We start from the raw sequence: 22093 nt of genomic DNA, 5'->3' as shown, positions 1-22093 counted from the left end.
CGTTGCCCAACAACTACTCCGGAATTGGGAATGCCGCAGGTGTCTGCTGAGCAGATGAGGCGCGCTTATGAGGAACACGGAAGGTCAAGGAAAGCATCAAAACTCTCGTGATCGGCGCAGGCCAAGCCGGTCTTGCCCTGAGCTAGCTCTGAGCCAGCACCACTGTGAACACCTGGTAATCGAGCGAGCGCGCATCGCCGAGCGCTAGTGAGCGGGCGAAAGCGTTGTGCTCACGCAGATGTTCAGCGAACTGGCCAACCGTGGCCGCTTCCTTGCCTTCGGTCAAAAACACGACCTTACGCGCGTCGGCATCAGCGACAAGCGTCAAGTATCATCCGTCGGCAGGCCGGCAATGCGCGCTTCGTTACGTCCGTCTGTACCGGCGCACTCGTTCTTGGGGCGGCCGGTCTGCTCCGTGGACGCCGGGCGACGACGCGCTGGGCGTTTCACGAATTACTAGGTCCGTTGGGCGCAATTCCCGTGCGCGAGCGCGTGGTCCGCGACGGCAATCTGGTGACCGGTGGTGGCATTACTGCGGGAATCGATTTCGCCCTGACGTTGGCGATTGAGCTCGTCGGTAAAGAAGAGGCACAAGCTGTCCAGTTGGAGCTCGAATATGCGCCCGCTCCGCCGTTTGACGCTGGTAGCCTGGATTCCGCACCAAAGTCCATTGTGGAGCTGGTACGTCGGCGGTCCGCAGGCTCGCTAGCGCGACGTGAGGAGATCGTTGCGCGGGTTGCCTCTTCCCTTTGACGCGGATTGGATAGCCGGAAGGCCGACGATCCTCCGCGACGCACGCGTACGCTGCCCGACTCTGGGCCCTTGGGATCGACGAGCGAGCGTAGAACGACCACGTGTGCCACGAACTGTCGCATGGCGATTTCACAGGAAACGAGGATTCATGACCCCGCTAGGCTGCCCGGACGAGGAATAGCAAGCGCATGATCAACTCGCCATCTGCCACCGTATTTTCGCCTCGCTCGGCTGGACGGAGTTGATCTACAACCACATTCACCGGTCAACCTGGTACGGCAGATTCCAGGAATCGTCGAGGCGCTAGGCCTCGTGATCGCGACTCCCGACGAGGCCCAGCGGATCCGGGGGCTCAAGGGTCCGCGAGCTGGTGCGACTGCAGCAACTGCGCCGCCTGACGTCAATGCCTGCGCTCCTTGGGCATCGAGTGCTCGTTTGCGTCGACTTCGCGTACTAGGCGAATGCCAACCAACGGATAACGCCTATCGCTTGCCCACTGAAGCCGAATGGGAGCGAAACGGTGAGCGTGGCGTCGGTGTCCGCTCCCCAGAGCTCGCGGCCTTCGAAGACGACAGTGTAGAGCCACTGCGGGTCTTCTCCCGCGCCTGTCACGACGCTGTCCGGGAAGACATGGCAACCCCGGATCGCCTCGATCGTTCCTTCACGGCCGCGTGCGTATCGCGGCAAGCGTGTGTGGGTGGGCGGGTTGATGTTCTTCGTGCGCACTCGCTCACCCGGTTTGAACCTGGCCTGCTTCTTGGGCGGGCGAGCGAAAGAGCCTCGGGTGAATGCGTGTTCGATGTCGTTTGTCGTCATGACCCGTTCGACGGGCTTGCCCGGATGCAGGGCATGCCCTGCGGCGATTTCATCGGCGCCGATCAGCCCTCGCTCGACGGCGTTGCGCTCGATTCCCAATTCCCATCTTTCGTAGTAGGACACCGAGAGGTACACCTCGGCAGGCAGCCGCTCCTGCGCGTCGCGAGACATGTCGATGTTCCAGGCGCGCGTGAAACGCATGGCCCGCTGCATCGCCAGCACGCGCTCCTCCCACTGCGCGTGGAACGGGGGTTCGTCAGCCTCGGGCTGGACCGCGCCGAAGCCGTGCATGCCCCCCATGTCATGAACTCCGTTCATGGCGATATCTCCTCGGGACGCTGGGGCAAGCCGGTGCCGATCATGCAGTCACGGGTGACGAGCCGCGCAAGGCGCTCCTCGGGCCAGCCTTCGGTGCCGGCGGGGCGGGGTGGTACCACAATGAAGCGGGCTTCTGCGGTCGAGTCCCAGACTCGGATCTGCGCGTCTTCTGGCAGGACGACACCGAAGTCGGCCAGCACGCCGCGCGGATCTGACACGGCACGCGAGCGATAAGCGGCCGACTTGTACCAGACCGGTGGCAGCCCGAGCACGTCCCATGGGTAGCACGAGCACAGCGTGCAGACGACCATGCGAGGTGGAACTCGACCGCCGGGCCCCGGCCAGCGAACTGCTAGTCGGCTACAGCGCCGATGTGGAGATCGTCACCGAGGTGCGCGATGGCGTGCTGCGGGCTCCCAGCGCGGCGCTCGACGCCGGCGGCCGCGCGCTGGTGCTGGCCGGGGGCCGCCTGCAGGCGCGGCAGGTGCAGGCCGGGCTGGCCAATCCCGAGTTCACCGAGGTGCGTGGCGGCCTGGCGCGCGGGGACCGGGTGGTCGTCTCGCTTGACCGCAGCGGCGTCAAATCCGGCGCCCGGGCAGTGGAGGAGGAGGCCCCGCGATGATCGAGCTGGAAGGCATCCGCCGCGAATTCGTGCTTGGCGGCGAGACCGTCCACGCGCTGCGCGATGTCAGCCTGCGGGTCGAGCTGGGCGAATACCTGTCGATCATGGGGCCGTCCGGATCGGGCAAGTCCACCTTGCTCAATATCATCGGCCTGCTCGACCGCGCCGCTGCGGGACGCTACCTGCTGGACGGCCGTGACGTGACCGCTCTGAGCGAGAACGAGCTGGCCGCCGTGCGGCGCGAGAAGATGGGCTTCGTGTTCCAGTTGTTCCACCTGGTGCCGCGCCTGACTGCCGCCGGCAATATCGAGTTGCCGATGGTGCTGGCCGGCATCGACCCGGCGCAGCGCCAGCGGCGCGTGGCCGCGCTGCTGGAGGAGTACGGGCTTAGCGAACGCGCCGGGCATCGGCCCGATCAGTTGTCGGGCGGCCAGTGCCAGCGCATGGCCATCGCCCGTGCGATGGCGATGCAGCCGTCGGTGATTCTCGCCGACGAGCCCACCGGCAATCTCGACCGCCACACCGGCATGGACGTGATGGCCGTGCTCGAAGGGCTGCACACGCGTGGCGGCACGCTGCTGGTGGTCACGCACGACCCCGAGATCGGCCAGCGCGCGCACCGTCGCCTGCGCATGGTGGACGGCGCCATCGTCGAGGACCGCCATGCGTTGCTCTGACGTGCTCGCTTTCACCTGGCAGGTGCTGCGCGGCAACCGCGCCCGCACGCTGCTGATCCTACTGGCGATGGGCATCGGCGTGGCGGCGGTGGTGATCGTCACGGCGCTGGGCGAGGGGGCGCGGCGCTACGTGGTCGACCAGTTCGGCGCGCTCGGCACCAATCTCGTGATCGTGCTGCCGGGGCGCAGCGAGACGGTCGGCGCGGCGCCGGGCATCGTGCTGGGTGCCACCACCCGCGACCTGACACTGGACGACGCGCTGGCGCTGCGCCGCAGCGCCGCCGTACTGCACGTGGCGCCGCTGATCGTCGGCGACGCCGACCTGCATGCCGGTGCACGCCGCCGCGAGGCGCCGGTGCTGGGCTCCACCGCCGAGCTGCTGCCGGTGCGGCATATGGAGCTGGCGCTGGGCGGTTTCCTGCCCGAGGGCGACCTGCACCACGGCCAGCCCGTCTGCGTGATCGGCGCACGCGTGGCCGCCGACCTGTTCGGCAGCCGTCCAGCGCTGGGCGAATGGCTGCGCATCGGCGACCGACGCTTCCGCGTAATCGGGTTGCTGGCTGGACAGGGACAGTCGCTCGGCTTCAATACCGACGAGCTGGTGATTGTGCCGGTCGCGGCCGCACAGGCGCTCTTCAATACCAACTCGCTGTTCCGCATCCTGGTGGAAGCCCGCTCGCGCGCGCAGGTGGTCGATGCCCGCGCCGACGCCGAGGCCATCCTGCGCCTGCGCCATGAAGGTGAGCGCGACGTCACGGTGATCACGCAGGATGCGGTGCTGGCGACCTTCGACCGCATCCTTCGCGCGCTGACCCTGGCCGTCAGCGCAATTGCCGCCATCAGCCTCGCCGTGGCGGGCATCCTGATCATGAACGTGATGCTGATCGCGGTGACGCAGCGCCGCCACGAGATCGGCCTGCTGAAGGCCATCGGCGCCACGGCGGGGGAGATCCGACGTCTGTTCCTCAGCGAGGCGGCGCTGATGGCGCTGGCCGGCGCCGCCGCCGGGCTGGCGCTGGGCGGCCTGGGCTGCCTGGCGGTGGGGCGGATCTATCCTGCCATCCCGTTCGCGCCACCGTGGTGGGCGCTCCTGGCGGCGCCAGGCACCGCGCTGGCCACCGCGCTGGCCTTCACGCTCGCGCCGGCCTCACAGGCGGCGCGTCTCGATCCCGTGCAGGCGCTGTCGCGCCGCTGATCACCATGCGCTGGGCCGACCTGCTCCGCTTCACCCTGACCGCGCTGGCGGCGCACCGCCTGCGCACCGCACTGAGCGCGCTGGGCATTGCCATCGGCATCACCGCCGTGATCCTGCTGACCTCGATTGGCGAGGGACTGCACCGCTTCGTGATCGCCGAATTCACGCAGTTCGGCACCAACCTGATCGGGGTGACGCCGGGGCGCACGCAGACCAAGGGCGGGATGGGTTCGCTCGGCTCGATCAACACCGTCCGCCCGCTGAGCATCGACGACGCCGTGGCGCTGCGCCAGGCCCCGCACGTGCGCATGACCAATCCCATGGTGCATGGGTAATGCCGAGGTGGAGTACGGCAGTCTGCGCCGGCGCGTGACGCTCTATGGCGTCGGCGCGGGATTTACTGAGGCGCTGTCGATGCGCGTGGCGAGTGGTCAGTTCCTGCCCGACGACGACCAGCGCGCCGCACGCCCGCTGGCGGTGCTGGGCGCCCGCGTGGCGCGCGAGCTGTTCGGCGCAAAGAGCCCACTGGGGGCGCGCATCCGCGTCGGCGCGCAGCGCTACCGGGTGGTCGGCGTGATGGAGGCCAAGGGGCAGATGCTCGGCTTCGACCTGGACGATACCGTCTACATCCCCGCCGGGCGAGCGCTGGAGCTGTTCAACCGCGAAAGCCTGGTGGAGATCGAGGTGACTTATGACCCGCCCGCGCAGGTGGCCGAGGTGGAGGCGGGGATCAAGCGCCTGCTGCGGGCGCGCCACGGGGCTGAGGATTTCACCGTCACCCCGCAGCAGAAGATGCTGGAGGTGTTCGGCACGGTGCTCTATGCAGTGACTTTCGCGGTGGCGGCCATCGGCGCGGTGTCGCTGGTGGTGGGTGGCGTGGGCATCCTGACCATCCTCACCATCGCGGTATCGGAGCGGACCGCGGAGATCGGCCTGCTGCGCGCGGTCGGCGCCACGCACCGGCAGGTGCTGGCGCTGTTTCTCGCCGAGGCCACCATGCTGGCCGCTATCGGCGGGCTGGCCGGGCTGCTAGTGGGCTGGCTGATCGCCGTCGTGCTCGATGTCCTGGTGCCTGCGCTGCCGGTGCGCACGCCGTGGTCCTACGCCGTGGGCGCCGAGGTGGTGGCGGTGGTGGTGGGGCTGGCCGCCGGCGTGCTGCCGGCGCGGCGGGCGGCGCGGCTGGAGCCGCAGCAGGCGCTGCGGTCGGAGTGAGGTAGATACTGCCTGCAAATTCCTCTGCAAACTTAAGCCAAATAGAGCTGCATCGACCCGCCAAGCCGCCATAGATGTCACGCTGGGTCGACAGGCCGCAATGGGTCGCTTTGCGACTGTCATCATCCCAGTAGATTTGCACCAGCCCACATGGCTGCATCCTCCAAACTGCGGAAATAGCATCCATTCCTCTTACCTTGACGGTTTGTACAAGCTCGCAAATACGGTTGGCTCCCACTCCCGCGCGGCCAGGAGCATGCCGATTCCCCGACGCTGTTCCAAAGGTACCGATGACGGGCGACTGCAAGGCGAACATTGTGTGGCACTCAGTGAGACGGGTGAGACGCAGATCTGGCGGATGGATGGTCCCCGAATCGCTGATCGCGCCACGGTGGTCGGCTCTACTTCGATTTGATCGTCGTCCGATGAGGTCGACGGACTCATTTGACCGGTTGGCCGATGGCAAGAAGGTTGCCCTCGCAATCTCTGAACCAAGCACCTTTCTCGCCAATGCCACCCTTGGACGGGTAGTTTCCCTGGATCTCGGCGATCCCATTGATGGTCTTGAGACCGGGAAGATCGTATTCTTCGAATGTGACTCCCCGGTGCCGCAGTTCGCTAACGATTGCCTGAATGTCATCGACCTCCCAGGCCATTTGTGTGTGACTGCCAGAGGCCGATCCAGCCGACTCGAAAAGTACGAAGTAGCTGTTGCCGCATTTGTAGCGGAGGCCGCCAGGCCGTTCCTCTACCGGCTCAAGACCAAGCTTGCTCGAGTAGAAGCTTCTCGCTCGTGCGAGGTCTTGTGCAGGAATCCTGGTCGCGACGTCACTGTTTTGGAGCATGGGAAACTCTCCTGTGTAGGGGTGGAGGCATAAGTCCAGCTTAGGCGTGTGCCGGACGTTAATGAAATGGGGCGCTTCATGACGCTACTAGTATTGGGATTGTTCATTTTCCTGGGCGCGCACTCGGTGCGCATGGTTGCTGACTCATGGCGCACCGCGCAGATTGCCAAGCTCGGCCCGCGTCGCTGGAAAGGCTTGTTCACCCTGGTTTCGATTGCCGGCCTGGCGGTGGTTGTCTGGGGCTACGGCCTGGCCAGCGCGCATCCTGTGATGGTCTGGACGCCACCGGCGTGGGGGCGGCACTTTGCGGCATTTCTCACAATCCCGGCCTTCGTGCTGATTGCGGCGGCATACGTGCCTGGCAACCGCATCAAGGCTGCGCTCGGCCATCCGATGCTGGCAGGCGTGCAGGCCTGGGCCCTGGCGCACCTGCTTGCCAACGGAACACTCGCCGCAGTAGTGCTGTTTGGCGCGTTCCTGGCGTGGGCGGTGGCAGATTTCGTGTCAGCGCGCCGGCGGGACCGGGAAGCGAGAACCAGCTACCCAGCCGGGACACCTGCACGTGATGCAATAGTGACAGTCGCAGGACTAGCGGCCTGGGCGTTGTTCGGATTCATGCTTCATGAACGGATGACCACCGTGCGGGCGTTCGCGTAAGCAGAACATCTGGCAGTTAGGATGGCTTTTCATCCAGAAGCTGACAAGCCCGCCTTGGTTCTATACGCTGTGAAGCGTCGGATACATCAGGGACGGAGCATGAGTTCACCTCAACCAATGAACGAGCAAGCGCCATCTGCATTGAGGATCGTCCTTACCAGCATCGAGCGAGTCCTTCCGCCACATATCCGCGCGACGCTTCGGCCTCCGGCTGAGGCGGGAGACCTGGCTGGGCTTGTCTCATCCGTCCCAGAAGTTGGCCAACTGCCAGCCGACGTGTGCGTGCTGTTCTCTTGGCACGATGGGCAGCCATGGAACTCACCGCTCAGTCGAAAGGACAATCGGCGGCTGCTCTCGGTAAGCGAAATAGGGAGGGAATGTTCGTTCTTTGCAGATCCGACGTCCGACTTCATGGAGCCATGGAGCCCCTTGTGGTTGCCCGTTCTAACCAACGACTCGGGAGACTTCGTTGTGTATGAAACTGCGGGTCCGTCGAGGGGCAAGCTGCTGCACTACTGGCATGACGATCAATCGAGAAGCGTCGCATATTTGTCCCTTCAGGAATGGGCCGAGGAACTGCTTCGTGAGCATGAACAATCCGAACCGTGACCCCGCCGCCGAGCGGATAACTTCAAGCCGGTTGCGCTATCTGGAAGTCGCGGTTCCTGCCGAATGTTGAGCGGCACAGGGAGAAGGCCGATGTTGAAATGGTTCAAAAATCTCGGCGCACCCAGCGTCGGGCCTGATTACAGGCACGTCGATTCGCGCGGGAAAGCTGAAGACTTATGTAAGCGAGGAGAGCTCATGAAGCTACTGCTCATGCCTCTCGAGTTCGGGGGCGAGGATATTCTTCCGAACACAGTGTACGTGCCGGCTCATGCCGCCGAATCGAAGGCTCGGATCGATCAGCGCACCGTCGTGCCACTCGCTCAGAAAGGGCAGATTCGCCGCTACTCAGCCACCCCGGAGTACGAGGGCAAGAGTTTTATTCCAAGCATGATCCGGATTTCGGCCAGCGATCCGGGTCACTTCGAGGCAAGCGTTGCGGTTCGGGGAAAGGCACTACAGGAACCCGAGGCACCGCCACAGCCTGAAGCACCGCTGCCGGAGTTCGCTCCGGCAGCAGCGTCCCTTGACGGTTTGGAGCCCGAAGACGTGGTTCGTGCTTTCATCGCTGACTATGAAAGATGGAACGATTTCGTTAATCAGGCAAACGCGCAGGATACTTTCCAAGGTATCGATGCTGCGGAATCCGCTTACAACGCGCTGATCTCAAAATATTGCCCGCCGGGGCATCGCCCACAGCCCGTGTCATTCGGCGACGACTGTTCACACGACAATCGCGAGGCAATCCTCGACACCGAATTCGGCGCGGTGAACGCTTGTATAGTAAGGACGCGCCACACCAAGACGAAGCATAACGTGACTTTCACCGCTGATTACGAGTATCACCTTCACGAAGCAGGTTCCAGGTGGTTCCTGACGAGCATTCTCTACGTTGACGCCGAAGGCAAGTATGAGGGGCTCTAGGCGCGAACCCAACGCGCTCCACTCGACGGGCCTCGCCCTGCGGGCTCGGCCTTCCTTTGCATCCCCCGGCGCCGGTGCGCGCGGGATTACGTGTCCCCGCAACTGGCCAAGGACGACGGAAACGCCATGGCTGTAGTCGGCCAGCTTGAGTCGCTCAAAGAAATTTCACGACTGCCCGCTCCCGGACCGAGAAGAGACGGTCGTCAATGATGCTGTGACCTTCGGCTCGTAGACCGTTGCGGCGGTCGCGAACAGATGCCCTGTCTCGCAGAAGAGGCTTGGTCGTGGCTGCCTGTCCGTAGGCAGACACGTTCGACACCAGGGCGGCCGGGCAAGCGGCTCAGATCACGCAGTCGGAACAGTTCCTCCGTCGATGACGTACTCAGTGCCGGTGATGGCACTGGCGCGGCCAGTGACGAGGAAACCAATGAGTTCTGCCACTTCCCGGGGTGAGCACGGCCGGCCAAGAGGAATGCCGCCGAGCGAATCCATGATGATCTTGCGGGCGCCTTCCGTGTCGATGCCGCCTTGTCGGGCGATCTCGGCAACGAGACCTGCGGCGGCATCCGTCTCGACCCAGCCCGGGGAGACACGCACGACGCGAACGCCCTTCGGACTGACCTCCTTGGACAAGGCATTGCTGTAGTTTGACAGGGCAGCCTTGGCGGCGGCATAGGCAATCGTCGCCTGCGGCAACGGTAATTGCCGCTGGATCGACGTGACGTGGATAATGACGCCCGAACGCTGCTCGACCATCGAGGGCAACAGCGCGCGATCGATGCGCACTGCCGGCAATAGGTTCAGGCTCAATGCCTTGTTCCATTCATCGTCATCTAGCACGCTGAAGCCACCGGCCGGTGCAGATGATCCGCCCACGACGTGCACGACTATATCGACGCCACCGAACCGCTCGTGCACTGCGTCGACGATGGCGTTACAGCCCTCGGCCGTTGTGATGTCCGCCCCGATGAACCGTTCTTCGGCAAGTTCATCGGGACGGGAACGCGCAGTCGTCAGAACGTTCGCACCTGCCTCGCAAAGGCGTGCGACAACGGCCTTGCCGACGCCTTTGGTTCCGCCCGTAACGAGCGCCCGAAGCCCCAGAAGTTCGGGTGCGGAGTTCATTAGCGAATCTCCAGCGACGCAATCCTGCCGCCAGCCAGGACGAACGTATATGTCAGCACGACTGGGCTACCGGGAAAGGTGCCCGTGAGCCGTGCGTGCATCGTCACAGTGGCGCCGTCCTGGGATACGTCCAACGGCTCAATGCTGTACTGGTACCTGGATTTGCTGTCCTTCTTCCAGGCCTGGATGGCTTCCAGCCCCTTGATCGTGCGGCCTTCGTCCCGCACGACGGCATCGGCGGCAAAGCAGTTCGAGAGAGGGGCGGAGTCGGTGACGGTTTCCGCGAGTAGATAGGCATCCAGTGGCGGGGGCAGCATCATGTTCATCGGGGTTCACCTCAACGTGAAGGTTTTCATGCCCCAATCATGGCGCTACAGTTACCGTATCGCAAGAACGCACAAGAAAGTAAGTAACCCTTGGCTAACCGAAAAAACTACACTCCCGCGACTGCCGCAATCGATGTTGAAGCCGCATTCAAACTGCTGGAAGGCCGCTGGAAGCTGGTGATCTTGTTTCACCTTTTCGGTGGTCAGGTACAGCGCTTTTCGGACCTCGAGAGACTGATCCCCGGCATCACACAGAAGATGCTTGCCCAGCAGCTACGCCGCCTCGAAGCGGACGGCATCGTGATGCGTACGGTCTATCATCAGGTGCCGCCGAAGGTGGACTACCGCCTGACTGATTGGGGCCAGGCGTTGTGTCCGGCACTGGATGCGATCCTGACATGGGCGGAGCGCCGTGAAGACTTTCCGTAGGCTGCGCCGAGCTTGCGTGCGTGAGAAGAAGCCTGTCATCCAGAACTCCGATTTCGCAAGTCATCGACGTGGCCTCATCCGCGATCGTCTCATGTCGGGCCGGAACCTGACGGTCGTCAATCCTATTTCAGGGGCAGCACTGGGTCGGAAACGGAAGTCTGTAGTTGCGGCAGGCCAGCGTTACATGCTCGCCCTTTCCGCCTCAGTCAGGCCAATCCTGACTTGCGAGTTTTCGAGCTTGGCGTCGGTCACCCCATCAACGCCTCGTTGGTCATGAGCACGATTTTGCCGGCCACGCCTTTCTCGCCGAGCAACTCGTGCGCAAGTTTTGCCTCGCTAAGAGAGAATTTCCGAGCAATCAGCGGCTTGATTCTCTCTTGTTGAAGTAGGTCCAGCAGAACAGTCAAGTCCTGCCGGAACAATGCCGGTTTCATCCGCTTGAGCCATTGAATGCTGTAGGGGACCACCCGCTTCCGGCCCGGGAGGAGCCAGCCTCCAACAATACACACACCGAAAATCGCAAGTCGCTGGAAACGGTTACGGCGCCCCGAGCGACCTGATGCCAGGCGTCCCCCACGTAGCGAGGCAGTAAGGCCATAGGCTACGACTTTCCCGCGGGGATGGAGAGCGTCGCGGGAACGCCAGATGTTGCTGCCGCCGATGCCGTCGAAGACGACGTCTACGCCGTCACCCGTCAGGCGCCGTATCTCTTCCACGAAATCAAGCCTTTGATAGTCAATGGGTATGCCGCCCAGGCCAGAAACCGCCATCGCATCTTGCGATGAACAGGTCCCGTACATTTGCAGCCCGGCGAGCCGCCCAAGCTGCAATAGTGCCGAGCCAACTCCGCCCGCCGCACCGTGAATCAAGACCTGCTGACCCGGCTCGACTTTGGCGCAGCGATGTAACATCTGGTACGCAGTAACGTAGTTCAGTACGAGGCTGACAGCCTCGGCCACGTCCACTCCCGGAGGCACGGGAACCAGTTCGCGCTCAGCCAGGCAGACGAACTCGGCGTATGCGCCGCTGATCGGCAAGGCTGCAATGATCTGACCGGGTTCAACCCCGGAGACCCCACTGCCTAGTTTATCCACCATGCCGACCAGATCCCAACCGGGCGTAAAAGGCAGCGGGGGCGTTTCGGGGTGAAAGCCCTCGCGCATCATTAGGTCGGGTTGGCCCACACCTGCTGCCAGCACCCTCACCCGCACTTCGCCGGCCTTGGGTTCGGGGCATTCCTCCTCCACTACGTGAAGCGCATCGGGCCCGCCGTAGTTGGTGACTATGATGCGCATGTGTTTCATAGCGTTGGAGAGTATCCGTCTCGTACCACAACAACGTCGCAGATCGGCGACACATAGCGACAAAGCCTTGAGACTAGCCGCTCGTATGTACGCAGCCTCTGCATTAAAACTAGGTGCTATCTCGCCAGCGCTGTTGACCTAAGTCAACGGGGTTGGCCTTGACGATTCAGCCTACAGAATGCATTCCATCCGACGCACCAAAGAGCATCACTGATCTATCGACGGACCAAGAATCTGCGTGCCGTTTTTCAAAACGGTGCGAAGCGCGGTTCCCGCCTTGAAACGCGGCCGATGTCGGAGCGGGGGACATCCAGGACTCGCTTTCTCTTGATGCAGCGCAAAGCAGCCACGGCCCTTCATGACTATTCACTATCCAAGTGCCAACCTTTCGGGGGAGCCGGCCATGTACCCGATTGTCGAAACGCGTCTTGGCAAGGTGCGAGGCCTCCGCTGCGATGGCGTGTACGCGTTCAAGGGCATCCCATATGCTGCCCCACCGTTCGGCATGAACAGGCTGCGGCTGCCGCAATCCGCAGCACCCTGGCCTGGCGTGCGGGATGCGCTCTCGTTTGGGCCGAAATCGCCACAGATTGCGTACCCGCCCGGCATCGCGGAGGCACTCGGAGAACTCGTTGGCGGCGGCGAGGATTGCCTAACGCTCAACATCTGGACGCCTGAACCCGGACCACCCGGGCGCCCGGTGTTGGTCTGGATTCCCGGTGGGATGTTCGAGTTCCATGCAACCGGGGCTACCCCTATCTATGACGGCCGCCACTTCGCGCGCGACGGGGTGGTGTGCGTCACGATCAACTACAGGGTGGGTGCGGAGGGCTTCCTGTATCTCGGCGACGGTCTCGCCAATCTCGGACTACTTGACCAGATCGCCGCGCTCGAGTGGGTGCAGCAGAACATTGAGGCATTTGGCGGGGACCCAGGCCAGGTCACTATTTTTGGGCAGTCGGCCGGCGGGATGAGCGTCGCAACCCTCCTTACCGTGCCACGCGCGCAAGGGTTGTTTCGGCGGGCAATCGTGGAAAGCGGAAACACACCCCATGTCACTTCGGCCGCCACGGCGAAACGCATTGGCCACAGGCTGGCGGCGCTCCTGAAGGTCGATCCCACCAGGGAGGCGATTGCCTCAACCACGCCCGCGCAGGTTCTGCAGGCACAGGCGCAATTGCGCGAGGAACTGACTGCCGATCCGGACCCGGCATTCTGGGGGGAGGTTGCGCTTAGCAGCCTCCCGTGGGCGCCTACGGTCGATGGAGCAATTCTTCCTGCCCCCCCAATCGACGCCATTCGCGCGGGAGCGGCCGCGAACACAGCACTGTTGGTCGGTTCGAATACCGAGGAGACCCGGCTCTTCCTGGTCCCCAGCGGAGCCATAGATCGCATTACCGAGGCCTCACTCCTGGCGCTGGTGGCCGCGTACGGCCTGCCGGCCGAAGGCCTGAGCGGCTACCGCGCAGCACATCCCACGGCCACCGCTGGTGACCTCTTCTCAGAGATCCAGACGGATTGGTACTGGCGCATCCCTGCCGTTCGACTCGCAGACGCTCACGCGGCGAATGCCCGGGTCTCGACGTACATGTATGAGTTCGCCTGGCGTTCGCCACAGTTGGGAGGTCGTCTGGGCGCGGCGCATGGGGTGGAGATACCATTCATCTTCGATACTCTGGGCCCCGGAGCAGAGGCGCTGGTCGGCCCAACACCGCCACAGCCGCTCGCCGACGCGATGCACCGGGCTTGGGTTGCGTTCGCGGTCAACGGCGATTGCGGCTGGCCCACCTACGATCCGGTCCACAGGTCAACGATGCGCTTCGACACGCCGTCTGCCGTGGTAGACGACCCGTTGGCCGTGAGGCTTGCCCTCTGGCACGGCGTGCCTTAGTGCGTCGTACCGCTGGCCTTCCGAACAGCTTCGCCCGCAACATGTCCAAGCGCATCGTGATCATCCAGGGGCATCCAGACCCATCGGGCCAGCGCTTGCTGCATGCGCTGGCGGACGCCTACGCTCAAGGCGCGACCACGGCAGGACACGGCGTACGGCGCATTGAGGTGGCGAAGCTCGACTTCCCGCTGCTTCGCACGCAGGCTGAGTTCGAGACTGGCACACTGCCTCCAGCATTGGAGCGGCCAAGGGAGGACATGCGCTGGGCGGAGCATTGGGTTTTCCTGTTTCCGCTATGGCACGGAACCATGCCGGCGCTATTCAAGGGTTTTCTCGAACACATCTTTCGGCCCGGATTTGCCATGGATTACAAGGAGAAAGGGTTCCCCAGACGACTGCTCGCCGGCCGCTCGGCACGCATCATCGTGACCATGGGAATGCCGGCGCTGCTGTATCGCTGGTACTTTGGCGCATACGGAGTCCGCGGCTTCGAGCGAAGTATGCTGAGTTTCGCCGGGATAAGGCCGATCCGCGAGAACCTGTATGGGCTTACCTTTGCCAACGAGAGGACACGTATCCGGTGGCTGGAAAACATGCGTGCACATGGTGCGCACGGGAACTGACCGGAACTTGGCAGACACATGCGCGCTCCTGGGCAGTTGCCGTCGTTGTGGTGGCTCCCTGCCACCGTCCGTTCATCGGTGTGGATTCAACCGGTGGTTTCCTTCATCGGAGAGGACATGGGGTCGGTCTCGTCGAGGAAGATAACTTCTTGATGAGGAATGTCTGCGTGAACAGGCACTTCATAGCCAGCGAGGTCGGCGAAGTCGGCGTGTGAAAGCAATGTGGCAAGTGGCGGAAGTTGCTTGTCAGCGGTCGTTGACGGCGCCGAAGATTGGATGACGGGTTAGGGTCGGGAACGCTTCGGCCCGAGCTATTCCTTTCGCACGACGCGGAAATGCTCAATCGGCTGCCCGGCATTGACGGCGCGCTGCATCTAATTTGGCAGATCTTCAGCGCCATCCCAGGCGTGACGACCGGCGGCCCGGAATCGGGATGCCTCCTGAGGCAGGGCCTCTAGCCACGCCGGGCACCGCGAAACAGCCTGCCATCATGAGATATTCGTAGGTCAACCCGAGGCGGGTCATCTGGTACTTGATCCACGGAGCAGCGTCAGCGCACTCGTGCAAGATCTCGCCTGCTCTTTGCGCAGCCGCCTCGCTACGGCGTCAGCGCTTGGGATCACCCATACCCTATGGCTGCCAGACCATTGAATGGAATGGAATGGGCGTATCACGATCTGTGACGGGGACCGGGCGGCGAGCCCGGACCTTGATGCACCACACGTTCTATGTTGCGCGCCGGTGTCGCAGCACACTGCCGGCGTGCAGGTCCTTGGACTCGCCGTCCTGACAGGCCAGCTTTCCGTTAACGAACACCGCCTTGATACCAGTACTCACTGCTGTCGGCTGGTCAAATGTCGCCGAGTCGCCCACCGATTGCTCGTCGAACACGACAATATCGGCATAGTGGTTCTCAGCGACGATACCTCGCCCGGCAAGGCCAAAGCGACCCGCGCTCAGCCCGGTCATCTTGTGGACGGCGATGTCCAGCGAAAAGAGCCCCCGATCTCGCGCATAGTGGCCCAGTACGCGAGGAAAGGTTCCCCAAAGTCGAGGATGCGGACTCACGTCATGTGCCAAGCCATCGGAACCGACCATCGTGGCCGGGTACCGGAGGATGCGGCTCACATCGTCTTCGCTCATGGCGAAATAGATGGCGCCCGCTGGTTGCAGGGCCTCGGCAAGCGCCTCGGGCGATGTCCCCCGCTCCCGCGCCAATGCAAACAGTGACCGCCCGGCTGCCCTGGGATCGGCCTTGGACCATGTCACCCGGACATCATCGGACTGTGCAATCCTCGCCGGCAGCAGCATGGTTGACGATGCGTTGTACGGGTAGCAGTCCAGGCAGACCGACTGCTTCCTGCCGGCAGCTTCGATCATGGCCAGCGTTTCCACGGATCGCCCGTGATTGGCCTTGCCGACCAGCTTGTGGTGGGACAGTACGGTCTCGATGCCGAGCGCATGGCCGATCTGCAGCGCTTCGGTCAATGCGTCGACGATGGCGTCGCCCTCATCCCGGATATGCATCGTGATGATGCCCTGGGCATTGGTCAGCGGCGCGCCGACCGCGATCACTTCGGCGGTGTCCGCCGCCCTGGCAGGCGGGTAATAAAGCCCGGTGGACATGCCGATGGCACCCGCCGCGAGCGCGGCGTCGAGATCTGCCGCCATGAACTGCTGCTCCCTTGCCGTGGCGAGTACGCCCAACATCCTCGAGGGCGACGCCAAAACCGGGACGTTTGTGGTTCTGGAGTTCGAGAGCCCTGAGCAGGCCGAAGCCTGGTACACCTCCACGGACTATCAGCGCATTTTGCCGCTCCGCCTCCGCAATGCCGATGCGCGCGTCATCTGCTTGCCCGGAGCTGGCTGAATTGCCGTGTCATCGCCCGTGATAAACTCAAAAGTCGTTTGCGCACCCTGAATCCGAGGTTCGCCCCCCTTCCGAGAGGAGTATCGACGGCTTTGACAAAAGCAAAAAAAACCATCGCAGAACCATCGGCGGTGTCGGCGGACGACCTGCCACCGACTGCTGCCGGCAATGGCGGAGGACGGCGCCGGATTCAGTCGGCCGACGGAGGTTCTTCTTGCGCTTGTCGAGGCGGGTAAGGCGACACCCCTCCGAGATCTGGCGCGCGCCATCGGCATGCCAAACAGCCTCGCGCATCGCTACCTCGCAAGCCTGATGGCAAGCGGTCTCGCAGTACAGGATGAAGTCACCGGTCTCTACGACCTTGGGCCGACGGCGGTACGCATCGGCGCGTCCGCCCTCGCCCGTGTTGATCACCTGCGCCTCGCCAGCGAAGCGATGCCACAGCTAGTTTCTAGCACGGGATTGCCCGCCCTCCTGTGTGTGCTCGGCGATCGCGGCCCCACTATCGTGCGATGGGAACGCAGCTATGTGCCGTTCATTACAACGCTATCGGTGGGCTCGACATTCCAATTAACGAACTCGGCCACGGGCCGCGTACTGCTCGCCTTCACCCCCGATCAGGTCAGGGATGACCTGATCGAGATGGCCGTTTCGAAGAACCATGAACAGCCCCCAGTGAAGTTGCTTGAGCGTCTTTCGACGATCCGGCGAGTCGGATACGACGAAGCGGAATCGGTTCTCATCCCAGGACTGTCAGCCATGAGCGCGCCGATTCTCGATGTTCAGAACGAGGCAGTCGCGTGTCTGACGCTAATCGGCGCAAGCCCAGATGTCCGGCGCATCAAGACAAAGGCAATCAAAGCGCTGCTCGAGGCAAGCGTGAGCATCTCGCGGTCTTGCGGGAGCAATCTGTCGTTCGCCTCTTCATTGCCTGATCCGACAACATAAGCCTGATCTCCTGCATTGCCACCGGATCGTCTGCCAAAACCCGGCATCGCAACTTGCGAGCGACGGTCGCAACACCGACCCGGGCGACCGCTCTTGTCGCGACTTCAGTCAGAACAACTGGACCGGCCGACCGTCGGAGAAGGGCCGAGCGAAGAACGTCGAATGACTGCTCTGTCCAATTCCTACTCTGGCGCAACTTCTTCGCTGAAAATAAGCGAGGTGACTTGAAGAAGATCTATGGGTGCTGAGCGAAAAGCTGTGAGGTGGCGCCAAAGTCTGGAATGGGTCGAGGCCGTGTGGAAACGTCTCTCGAGCCGCACAACGCGCGTTCCTTCCAGTGCTTGGCCTGATCGATCGGATTCTCAGTCAAGTCGGTCGGGACGACGTCAACACGGCGCCGGCAACGTAAATTGTCCTTTGAAGGCTATTTTCAGCCTTTTTTTTGGTGCTCAAATGGGTGCTTATGCACCCGCCAGGCGCATTGCCTTCATTGTTTTCGAGAACCCGAGAATCCTAAGCACTCGCTTGAGGTTATACGCCAGAACATGCAGGCTCATTTCAGTGCCTACATTCGGTAGCCTGCGTGTCAGGAAGTGCGTGTAGCCCATCCAATGTTTGAAGGTTCCGAAGACATGCTCGACGGTTCGCCTCCGAACCGTCATTGCATCCGGCGTCCTATCGAGCCGGCGCTGGACGGCCTCTAGCACTTCCTCATGCTCCCATCTGATATGCGCCGGTAGGGACTTGGCGTGCACTGCGACCTCATGGCGCACTGAGGGCAAGCACTGCTCCAATAGCGGCGTAGCCGCAGTCCATGTTCCTCTCTGGTGAAGCGGTAGATCGCGCGTTCACCAGCGGGACATTGATACTCGTCGTCTCGGGCAATGTAGATGAAGTCCGCCCTATCAAACCGACCTCCCGCCTTCGCGCTGGATGTCGTGGGCTTAGGCAAGATGGCAGCGATGCCCGTATCGGCGCACGCCTTGATCTCCTGCGCACTGAAGTAGCCACGATCAGCGATGGCTCTAAGCTTGACCTTACCCATCGCATCGCGAGCGGCTTGAGCCATCGAGCTGAGCTGCGCACGATCCCTGTGTTAGTGACTTCATGCGCGACGATTAGATGGTGCTTGGCATCTACGGCCATCTGTACGTTGTAGCCGACCATTCCGGAGCCCTTGCCACTTGTCGCCATCGAGCGCGAATCAGGATCGGTCATCGAGATCTGAACCGTCTGGCAGTGTCTTGAGCTCTTCCTTTATCTGGTCAAGGCGATGCATCTGCTGGCGCAGTTGCGCAATCTTCTCGCGCAGTCGAGCTGTCTTGAGTTCCAGTTCCGCCGGCTGCGTGCGATCCGCGGTCTCCAGTGCGCTGAGATACCGCTGGATGCTTTCCGATTTGCTGCTGGCGCTTGTCGACCTTGCCCGCCGTGAAATTGCGGTCACGCGTGTTGACCGCTTTGAACTTGCTGCCGTCGATGGCGACTAGCGACTGCGAGAACAACTTTAAATCGCGGCACAGAACTACGAAACGACGGCAGACATTGCGAATTGCCTGTGCTGTTATCCCGGCGGAAGTCTGCAATCGTCTTGAAGTCCGGCGCCAAACGGCCGGTGAGCCACATCAGTTCAATATTGCGCTGGCATTCGCGCTCCAGGCGGCGACTAGACTGGACCCGATTCAGGTAGCCATAGATGTATATCTTCAACAGGACGGCAGGATGATATGAGGGGCGACCGGTAGTCGAAGGATTGGCACCTTCGAACCCGGGCGACTCGAGATCCAACTCTTCAACGAACGCGTCGATGATCCTGGTGGGGTTATCCTCGGCGATGAAATCATCGAGGCATTCTGGAAGCAGCGTAGCTTGCTTGCGGTCTTCTCCCTCTATGAATCGCTTCATCCGGTCCCCCAATCTGAATGCGTTGATCCAGTCTAGGTGATCGAAACGTTTTCACACACCCTCGGTCGTAAGGCGCCGGCCAGCCAGCATGCTGGCCCCGCTTAGGCCCGTTCCAGCATGGTGTAACCTTCCGCACCGCCCCCAAAGAAGGTAGCTGCTGGTGCCTCATACAAAGGCACGTCCAATTGCAATCGCTCGACAAGGTCGGGATTTCCAATGAAGGGCTTGCCAAAGGCGATCATGTCTGCGTGACCGGAAGCGGTCGCGTTTAGAGCGCGCTGTCGGTCGTATCCGTTGTTGGCGATGTAGGCGCCGCCAAAGGCCGCGCGAAGGCCTTGCACGTCGAACGTCGCGGCGCCGTTGCGGCCGTGTAGCTGTCCCTCGACGACATGCAGGTAAGCCAGTCCCATCTCGCCGAGCCGGCGAACCAGGTAGCCGTGCGTTTCCATCGGCGTGCTGTCCAGCGGCGTGTCCCCGACTGCGGTCGAAAGGGGGGAAAGGCGAAGCCCAACACGATCGGCTCCCCAAACCTGGGCGACAGCTTCCACCACTTCCAACGACAAGCGCGCGCGGTTCTCGATGGAGCCGCCATAGCGGTCTTCGCGGTGGTTCGTGCTGTCGCGCAGGAATTGCTCCAGGAGGTAGCCGTTGGCTGCGTGCACTTCCACGCCATCGAACCCGGCGTCCTTCGCGCGACGCGCGGCCTTTCGGTAGTCTTCCACAATGCCGGCGATCTCCTCGGTGGCGAGCGCGCGCGGCATCGACGGCGGCAGGTGTCCGGCTTCCGTAAAGACGCTGCCGCTGGCCTGGATGGCGGAGGGCGCCACGGGCGCAGCGCCGCCTTCCTGCAAGCTCACATGTGACATGCGCCCCACATGCCACAACTGCATCACGATGCGGCCACCCGCGGCATGGACGGCGTCTGTCACGGGTGCCCAGGCGTCCACGTGCGCATCGGTGTAGATGCCGGGCGTGTAAGCGTAGCCACGGCCCTGGCGAGAGATGTTGGTTGCCTCGGTGATGATCAAGCCCGCCGACGCCCTCTGTGCGTAGTAATCGATGGCCAGCGGCGTCTGGACACCGTCCATGCCCGCGCGCGACCGTGTAAGCGGCGCCATGGCAATGCGGTTGCGGACATCGATAGCGCCCAGGCGGGAGGCGGAGAAAAGAGGTTCGGTAAACATGGCGGCTCCAGTGGCTGTGTGCGAATGCGGTATGGAAGAAGTGCTGCAACCCCGTCTGCCAGATAGGAGAGCAACCCCTCGTTGCAATGCAGTATGTGCGCGGCCGTTCCATTCATCCAATTTATTTATTGGATTCTAGTTATATCCCTGCCAATATATCTGGATGCGCTACGACCTCAACCTCTTGCCCGTATTCCTGACGCTCATGGAAGAGCGAAACGTCACGCGTGCAGCCGAGAGACTAGGGATGACGCAACCGGCGCTATCCAATGCCCTGGCGAGACTGCGGGACTTGCTGCAGGACCCCCTGTTCATTCGCGAGCGGTACGGCATGCAGCCGACGGAGAAGGCCGAATCGCTCGCGCCTGGCATCGCCGCTGCGGTCGGCCAACTGGATGAGCTGGTACTGGGTCAGCAGGGCTTTGACCCGACCAAGGCGGAACGTCTGTTCATACTGGCGCCGAGCAGCTACGTCGAGTTCGTGCTGTTGCCTGGAATTGTCACGCGATTGAGTGAGCGAGCACCGGGAATTCGGCTGCGGCTGGTGCCGTTCGGCACGGACTTGGCCGAGACCGGCGTAGGCTCCGGCGCGACGGCGTTGGTGCTGGGCCGCATTGTCGACCCGCCCGACAACCTTGTGGTGCAGCCCCTGATGGAAGACGGCCTTGCGTGCGTGGTGCGGTCTGACCATCCGCATGTACACAAGCGAATGTCCAAGCAGCAGTACGAGCAGCTCAAGCACGTCAATGTTTTGCCACCCGGCCGCCTGCGCGCAGGCCTTTTCCAGACACTTCAGCGCCACGGCCTTCGCCGCGAGGTAGCGATATCGGTCACGCACTTCATGGCCATTCCAGAACTTGTTGCCGCGACGGACTACTGCGCGACGCTACCTGCCCTGATCTGTCGCCACCTTGCGAGCGATGTGCGGCTGAAGGTCCTGGCCGCGCCAGTGGACCTCGGGACATTCCCGGTGGATATGGCCTGGCATGTTCGCTACCGCCATGATGCTGCGCACCAGTGGTTGCGTGAACTGGTCACCGAAGTCGCTCGCGAAGCCGCGCATCGCAAGACGAAGTGAGCCGCAATGCAGGTCGTTGCATCGATTTGATACTCGTGGACGTCGGGATGGGCACTGCTCCTCCTATTGCGCTGCTCCCTCTGACCTGAAGGGTCGTATTGGCCAGCGCATAGGGGTAGGAAGCGGGCTCGCCGGTGCCTGGCTGTTCCCGGGCCTCAATCCGATCGAGCCGATCAGTGTCCGTCAAACTCAATCGCGCCATCCATGCCGCCGCCCAGGATGCACAGATTGATAAGCGCGTATCCATGCATATGCTGCGACACAGCTTCGCCACCCACCTGCTCGAACAGAATGTCGACTTCCGCGTGACTCGAGTACTGTTCGGGTAGAGACAATCAACGTCGGATAGTCTCGTTCACGATACTGTTCTAAACGAGCGCGCATGCTCAGTCGTGTGCAAATTGCACGCGTCGCGCTTTGCAGCGCCCCTCGTTGCATCCATTTCGGTGAGCGAGGATGGCTTTCGATCGACCCGACAGGACTACTCGGTGACAGAGCCTTCGACTAAGCGAACCTCTTGTGCAACTGTGCTACCTGCGCGCCATCAAGGCGTGGGGGATCGTGTCCATCCCGGCCGGGCCCCGGTATTGCCAGGACGGTGCAAGGCCAGAGGCTCTGCGCAGCGCAGTTGCCAATCGAGCCAGGCCCGCGAGCGGCCGGCATCTGTTGATCGGTTGCGCAGCCAGCAACCGAAGGTGGAAAGGAAGTTGCCGGTCAATTCGACCTCTCCCGCTTCGCGGCGCAAGCCGGATTCTGGCAGTTGATCGGCTTCTCGCAGCCACTGCACT

The 22093-nt window shown here is 62.6% G+C and carries 19 protein-coding genes and 6 pseudogenes; 15 read left to right on the top strand and 10 right to left on the bottom strand.

What is annotated here, in order from left to right:
• Positions 1-142 precede the first annotated feature (142 nt).
• Positions 143-328: a hypothetical protein gene (locus E0W60_RS37635; protein ID WP_240746121.1), complete on the bottom strand. Its 186-nt coding sequence runs from the start codon at positions 326-328 to the stop codon at positions 143-145.
• On the opposite strand from E0W60_RS37635, the pseudogene E0W60_RS28170 reads away from it, so the two are divergent.
• Positions 328-753: pseudogene (locus E0W60_RS28170) on the top strand (DJ-1/PfpI family protein); the annotation flags it as partial. The gene E0W60_RS37635 and the pseudogene E0W60_RS28170 overlap by 1 nt on opposite strands.
• Before the next feature lie 453 nt (positions 754-1206).
• Here E0W60_RS28170 and nthB read toward each other — a convergent pair.
• Complete coding sequence (gene nthB / locus E0W60_RS28160; RefSeq protein ID WP_135706355.1) at positions 1207-1887, bottom strand: nitrile hydratase subunit beta; 681 nt, start codon at positions 1885-1887, stop codon at positions 1207-1209.
• Positions 1884-2198 (bottom strand): annotated as a pseudogene (locus tag E0W60_RS28155) (nitrile hydratase subunit alpha); the annotation flags it as partial. The gene nthB and the pseudogene E0W60_RS28155, both read right to left, overlap by 4 nt.
• A 5-nt stretch (positions 2199-2203) precedes the next feature.
• Here E0W60_RS28155 and E0W60_RS28150 point away from each other — a divergent pair.
• The 4 genes and pseudogenes from E0W60_RS28150 to E0W60_RS28135 all read left to right on the top strand — a co-directional run bounded on the left by E0W60_RS28150 (position 2204) and on the right by E0W60_RS28135 (position 5593).
• A complete protein-coding gene (locus tag E0W60_RS28150) occupies positions 2204-2509 on the top strand; it encodes a hypothetical protein (protein WP_135706353.1) in 306 nt (101 codons plus the stop codon).
• Complete coding sequence (locus E0W60_RS28145) at positions 2506-3186, top strand: ABC transporter ATP-binding protein (protein WP_135706352.1); 681 nt, start codon at positions 2506-2508, stop codon at positions 3184-3186. Before E0W60_RS28150 ends, E0W60_RS28145 begins: the two co-directional genes overlap by 4 nt.
• A complete protein-coding gene (locus tag E0W60_RS28140; RefSeq protein WP_135706351.1) occupies positions 3173-4381 on the top strand; it encodes an ABC transporter permease in 1209 nt (402 codons plus the stop codon). The genes E0W60_RS28145 and E0W60_RS28140 overlap by 14 nt, the downstream gene beginning before the upstream one ends.
• A gap of 5 nt (positions 4382-4386) precedes the next feature.
• Positions 4387-5593 (top strand): annotated as a pseudogene (locus E0W60_RS28135) (ABC transporter permease).
• A gap of 440 nt (positions 5594-6033) precedes the next feature.
• On the opposite strand, the gene E0W60_RS28125 reads toward E0W60_RS28135, so the two are convergent.
• Positions 6034-6438, bottom strand: a complete 405-nt coding sequence (locus E0W60_RS28125; protein ID WP_133098012.1) for a VOC family protein — start codon at positions 6436-6438, stop codon at positions 6034-6036.
• Between the two features lie 78 nt (positions 6439-6516).
• Here E0W60_RS28125 and E0W60_RS28120 point away from each other — a divergent pair, with 78 nt between their 5' ends.
• Positions 6517-7095 carry an NnrU family protein gene (locus tag E0W60_RS28120; protein ID WP_135706350.1) on the top strand — a complete coding sequence of 193 codons (579 nt, stop codon included), beginning with the start codon at positions 6517-6519 and terminating at the stop codon, positions 7093-7095.
• An 804-nt stretch (positions 7096-7899) separates the two neighbouring features.
• On the top strand, positions 7900-8625 hold the full coding sequence (locus tag E0W60_RS37380) for a hypothetical protein (RefSeq protein WP_205751682.1): 726 nt from the start codon (positions 7900-7902) through the stop codon (positions 8623-8625).
• A gap of 345 nt (positions 8626-8970) precedes the next feature.
• Here E0W60_RS37380 and E0W60_RS28110 read toward each other — a convergent pair whose 3' ends face one another.
• The gene (locus E0W60_RS28110; RefSeq protein ID WP_135706348.1) at positions 8971-9750 is read right to left on the bottom strand and encodes an SDR family oxidoreductase; all 780 of its coding nucleotides are present in this window, start codon (positions 9748-9750) and stop codon (positions 8971-8973) included.
• The gene (locus tag E0W60_RS28105; protein WP_133098025.1) at positions 9750-10076 is read right to left on the bottom strand and encodes a nuclear transport factor 2 family protein; all 327 of its coding nucleotides are present in this window, start codon (positions 10074-10076) and stop codon (positions 9750-9752) included. The genes E0W60_RS28110 and E0W60_RS28105 overlap by 1 nt, the downstream gene beginning before the upstream one ends.
• 90 nt (positions 10077-10166) lie before the next feature.
• Here E0W60_RS28105 and E0W60_RS28100 point away from each other — a divergent pair, with 90 nt between their 5' ends.
• Positions 10167-10505, top strand: a complete 339-nt coding sequence (locus E0W60_RS28100; RefSeq protein ID WP_133098024.1) for a winged helix-turn-helix transcriptional regulator — start codon at positions 10167-10169, stop codon at positions 10503-10505.
• A gap of 248 nt (positions 10506-10753) precedes the next feature.
• On the opposite strand, the gene E0W60_RS28095 is transcribed toward E0W60_RS28100, so the two are convergent.
• Positions 10754-11809: a medium chain dehydrogenase/reductase family protein gene (locus tag E0W60_RS28095; RefSeq protein WP_135706347.1), complete on the bottom strand. Its 1056-nt coding sequence runs from the start codon at positions 11807-11809 to the stop codon at positions 10754-10756.
• Between the two features lie 142 nt (positions 11810-11951).
• Here E0W60_RS28095 and E0W60_RS38375 point away from each other — a divergent pair.
• The 3 genes and pseudogenes from E0W60_RS38375 to E0W60_RS28085 form a co-directional block, all read left to right on the top strand.
• A pseudogene (locus E0W60_RS38375) lies at positions 11952-12055 on the top strand (integrase); the annotation flags it as partial.
• A 157-nt stretch (positions 12056-12212) separates the two neighbouring features.
• Entirely contained in the window at positions 12213-13700 is a 1488-nt protein-coding gene (locus tag E0W60_RS28090) for a carboxylesterase/lipase family protein (RefSeq protein WP_135706346.1), read from the top strand.
• Positions 13701-13741: 41 nt separating this feature from the next.
• The gene (locus E0W60_RS28085) at positions 13742-14323 is read left to right on the top strand and encodes an NAD(P)H-dependent oxidoreductase (RefSeq protein ID WP_135706345.1); all 582 of its coding nucleotides are present in this window, start codon (positions 13742-13744) and stop codon (positions 14321-14323) included.
• A 726-nt stretch (positions 14324-15049) separates the two neighbouring features.
• Here E0W60_RS28085 and E0W60_RS28075 read toward each other — a convergent pair.
• Positions 15050-15994, bottom strand: a complete 945-nt coding sequence (locus E0W60_RS28075; RefSeq protein ID WP_240746057.1) for an amidohydrolase family protein — start codon at positions 15992-15994, stop codon at positions 15050-15052.
• Here E0W60_RS28075 and E0W60_RS28070 point away from each other — a divergent pair.
• Both E0W60_RS28070 and E0W60_RS28065 read left to right on the top strand, forming a co-directional pair.
• Positions 15993-16193 carry a DUF1330 domain-containing protein gene (locus E0W60_RS28070; RefSeq protein ID WP_240746056.1) on the top strand — a complete coding sequence of 67 codons (201 nt, stop codon included), beginning with the start codon at positions 15993-15995 and terminating at the stop codon, positions 16191-16193. The genes E0W60_RS28075 and E0W60_RS28070 overlap by 2 nt on opposite strands.
• A gap of 168 nt (positions 16194-16361) precedes the next feature.
• Positions 16362-17141, top strand: coding sequence for an IclR family transcriptional regulator (locus tag E0W60_RS28065; protein ID WP_135706343.1), 780 nt, complete (start codon positions 16362-16364; stop codon positions 17139-17141).
• A 461-nt stretch (positions 17142-17602) separates the two neighbouring features.
• On the opposite strand, the pseudogene E0W60_RS28060 reads toward E0W60_RS28065, so the two are convergent.
• Together E0W60_RS28060 and E0W60_RS28055 are read right to left on the bottom strand one after the other, a co-directional pair.
• A pseudogene (locus E0W60_RS28060) lies at positions 17603-19043 on the bottom strand (IS1182 family transposase).
• 101 nt (positions 19044-19144) lie between these two features.
• Positions 19145-20227, bottom strand: a complete 1083-nt coding sequence (locus E0W60_RS28055; RefSeq protein ID WP_135706342.1) for an alkene reductase — start codon at positions 20225-20227, stop codon at positions 19145-19147.
• A 163-nt stretch (positions 20228-20390) separates the two neighbouring features.
• On the opposite strand from E0W60_RS28055, the gene E0W60_RS28050 reads away from it, so the two are divergent.
• Together E0W60_RS28050 and E0W60_RS38120 are read left to right on the top strand one after the other, a co-directional pair.
• Complete coding sequence (locus E0W60_RS28050) at positions 20391-21305, top strand: LysR family transcriptional regulator (RefSeq protein WP_133092935.1); 915 nt, start codon at positions 20391-20393, stop codon at positions 21303-21305.
• Positions 21306-21423: 118 nt separating this feature from the next.
• A pseudogene (locus tag E0W60_RS38120) lies at positions 21424-21634 on the top strand (tyrosine-type recombinase/integrase); the annotation flags it as partial.
• Positions 21635-22093: the final 459 nt, after the last annotated feature.

Source organism: Cupriavidus oxalaticus (genome assembly GCF_004768545.1).
Lineage (GTDB): Bacteria > Pseudomonadota > Gammaproteobacteria > Burkholderiales > Burkholderiaceae > Cupriavidus > Cupriavidus oxalaticus_A.
Note: the sequence above shows the minus strand (reverse complement) of the source record. Positions and strands in the feature narration are given on the sequence as shown.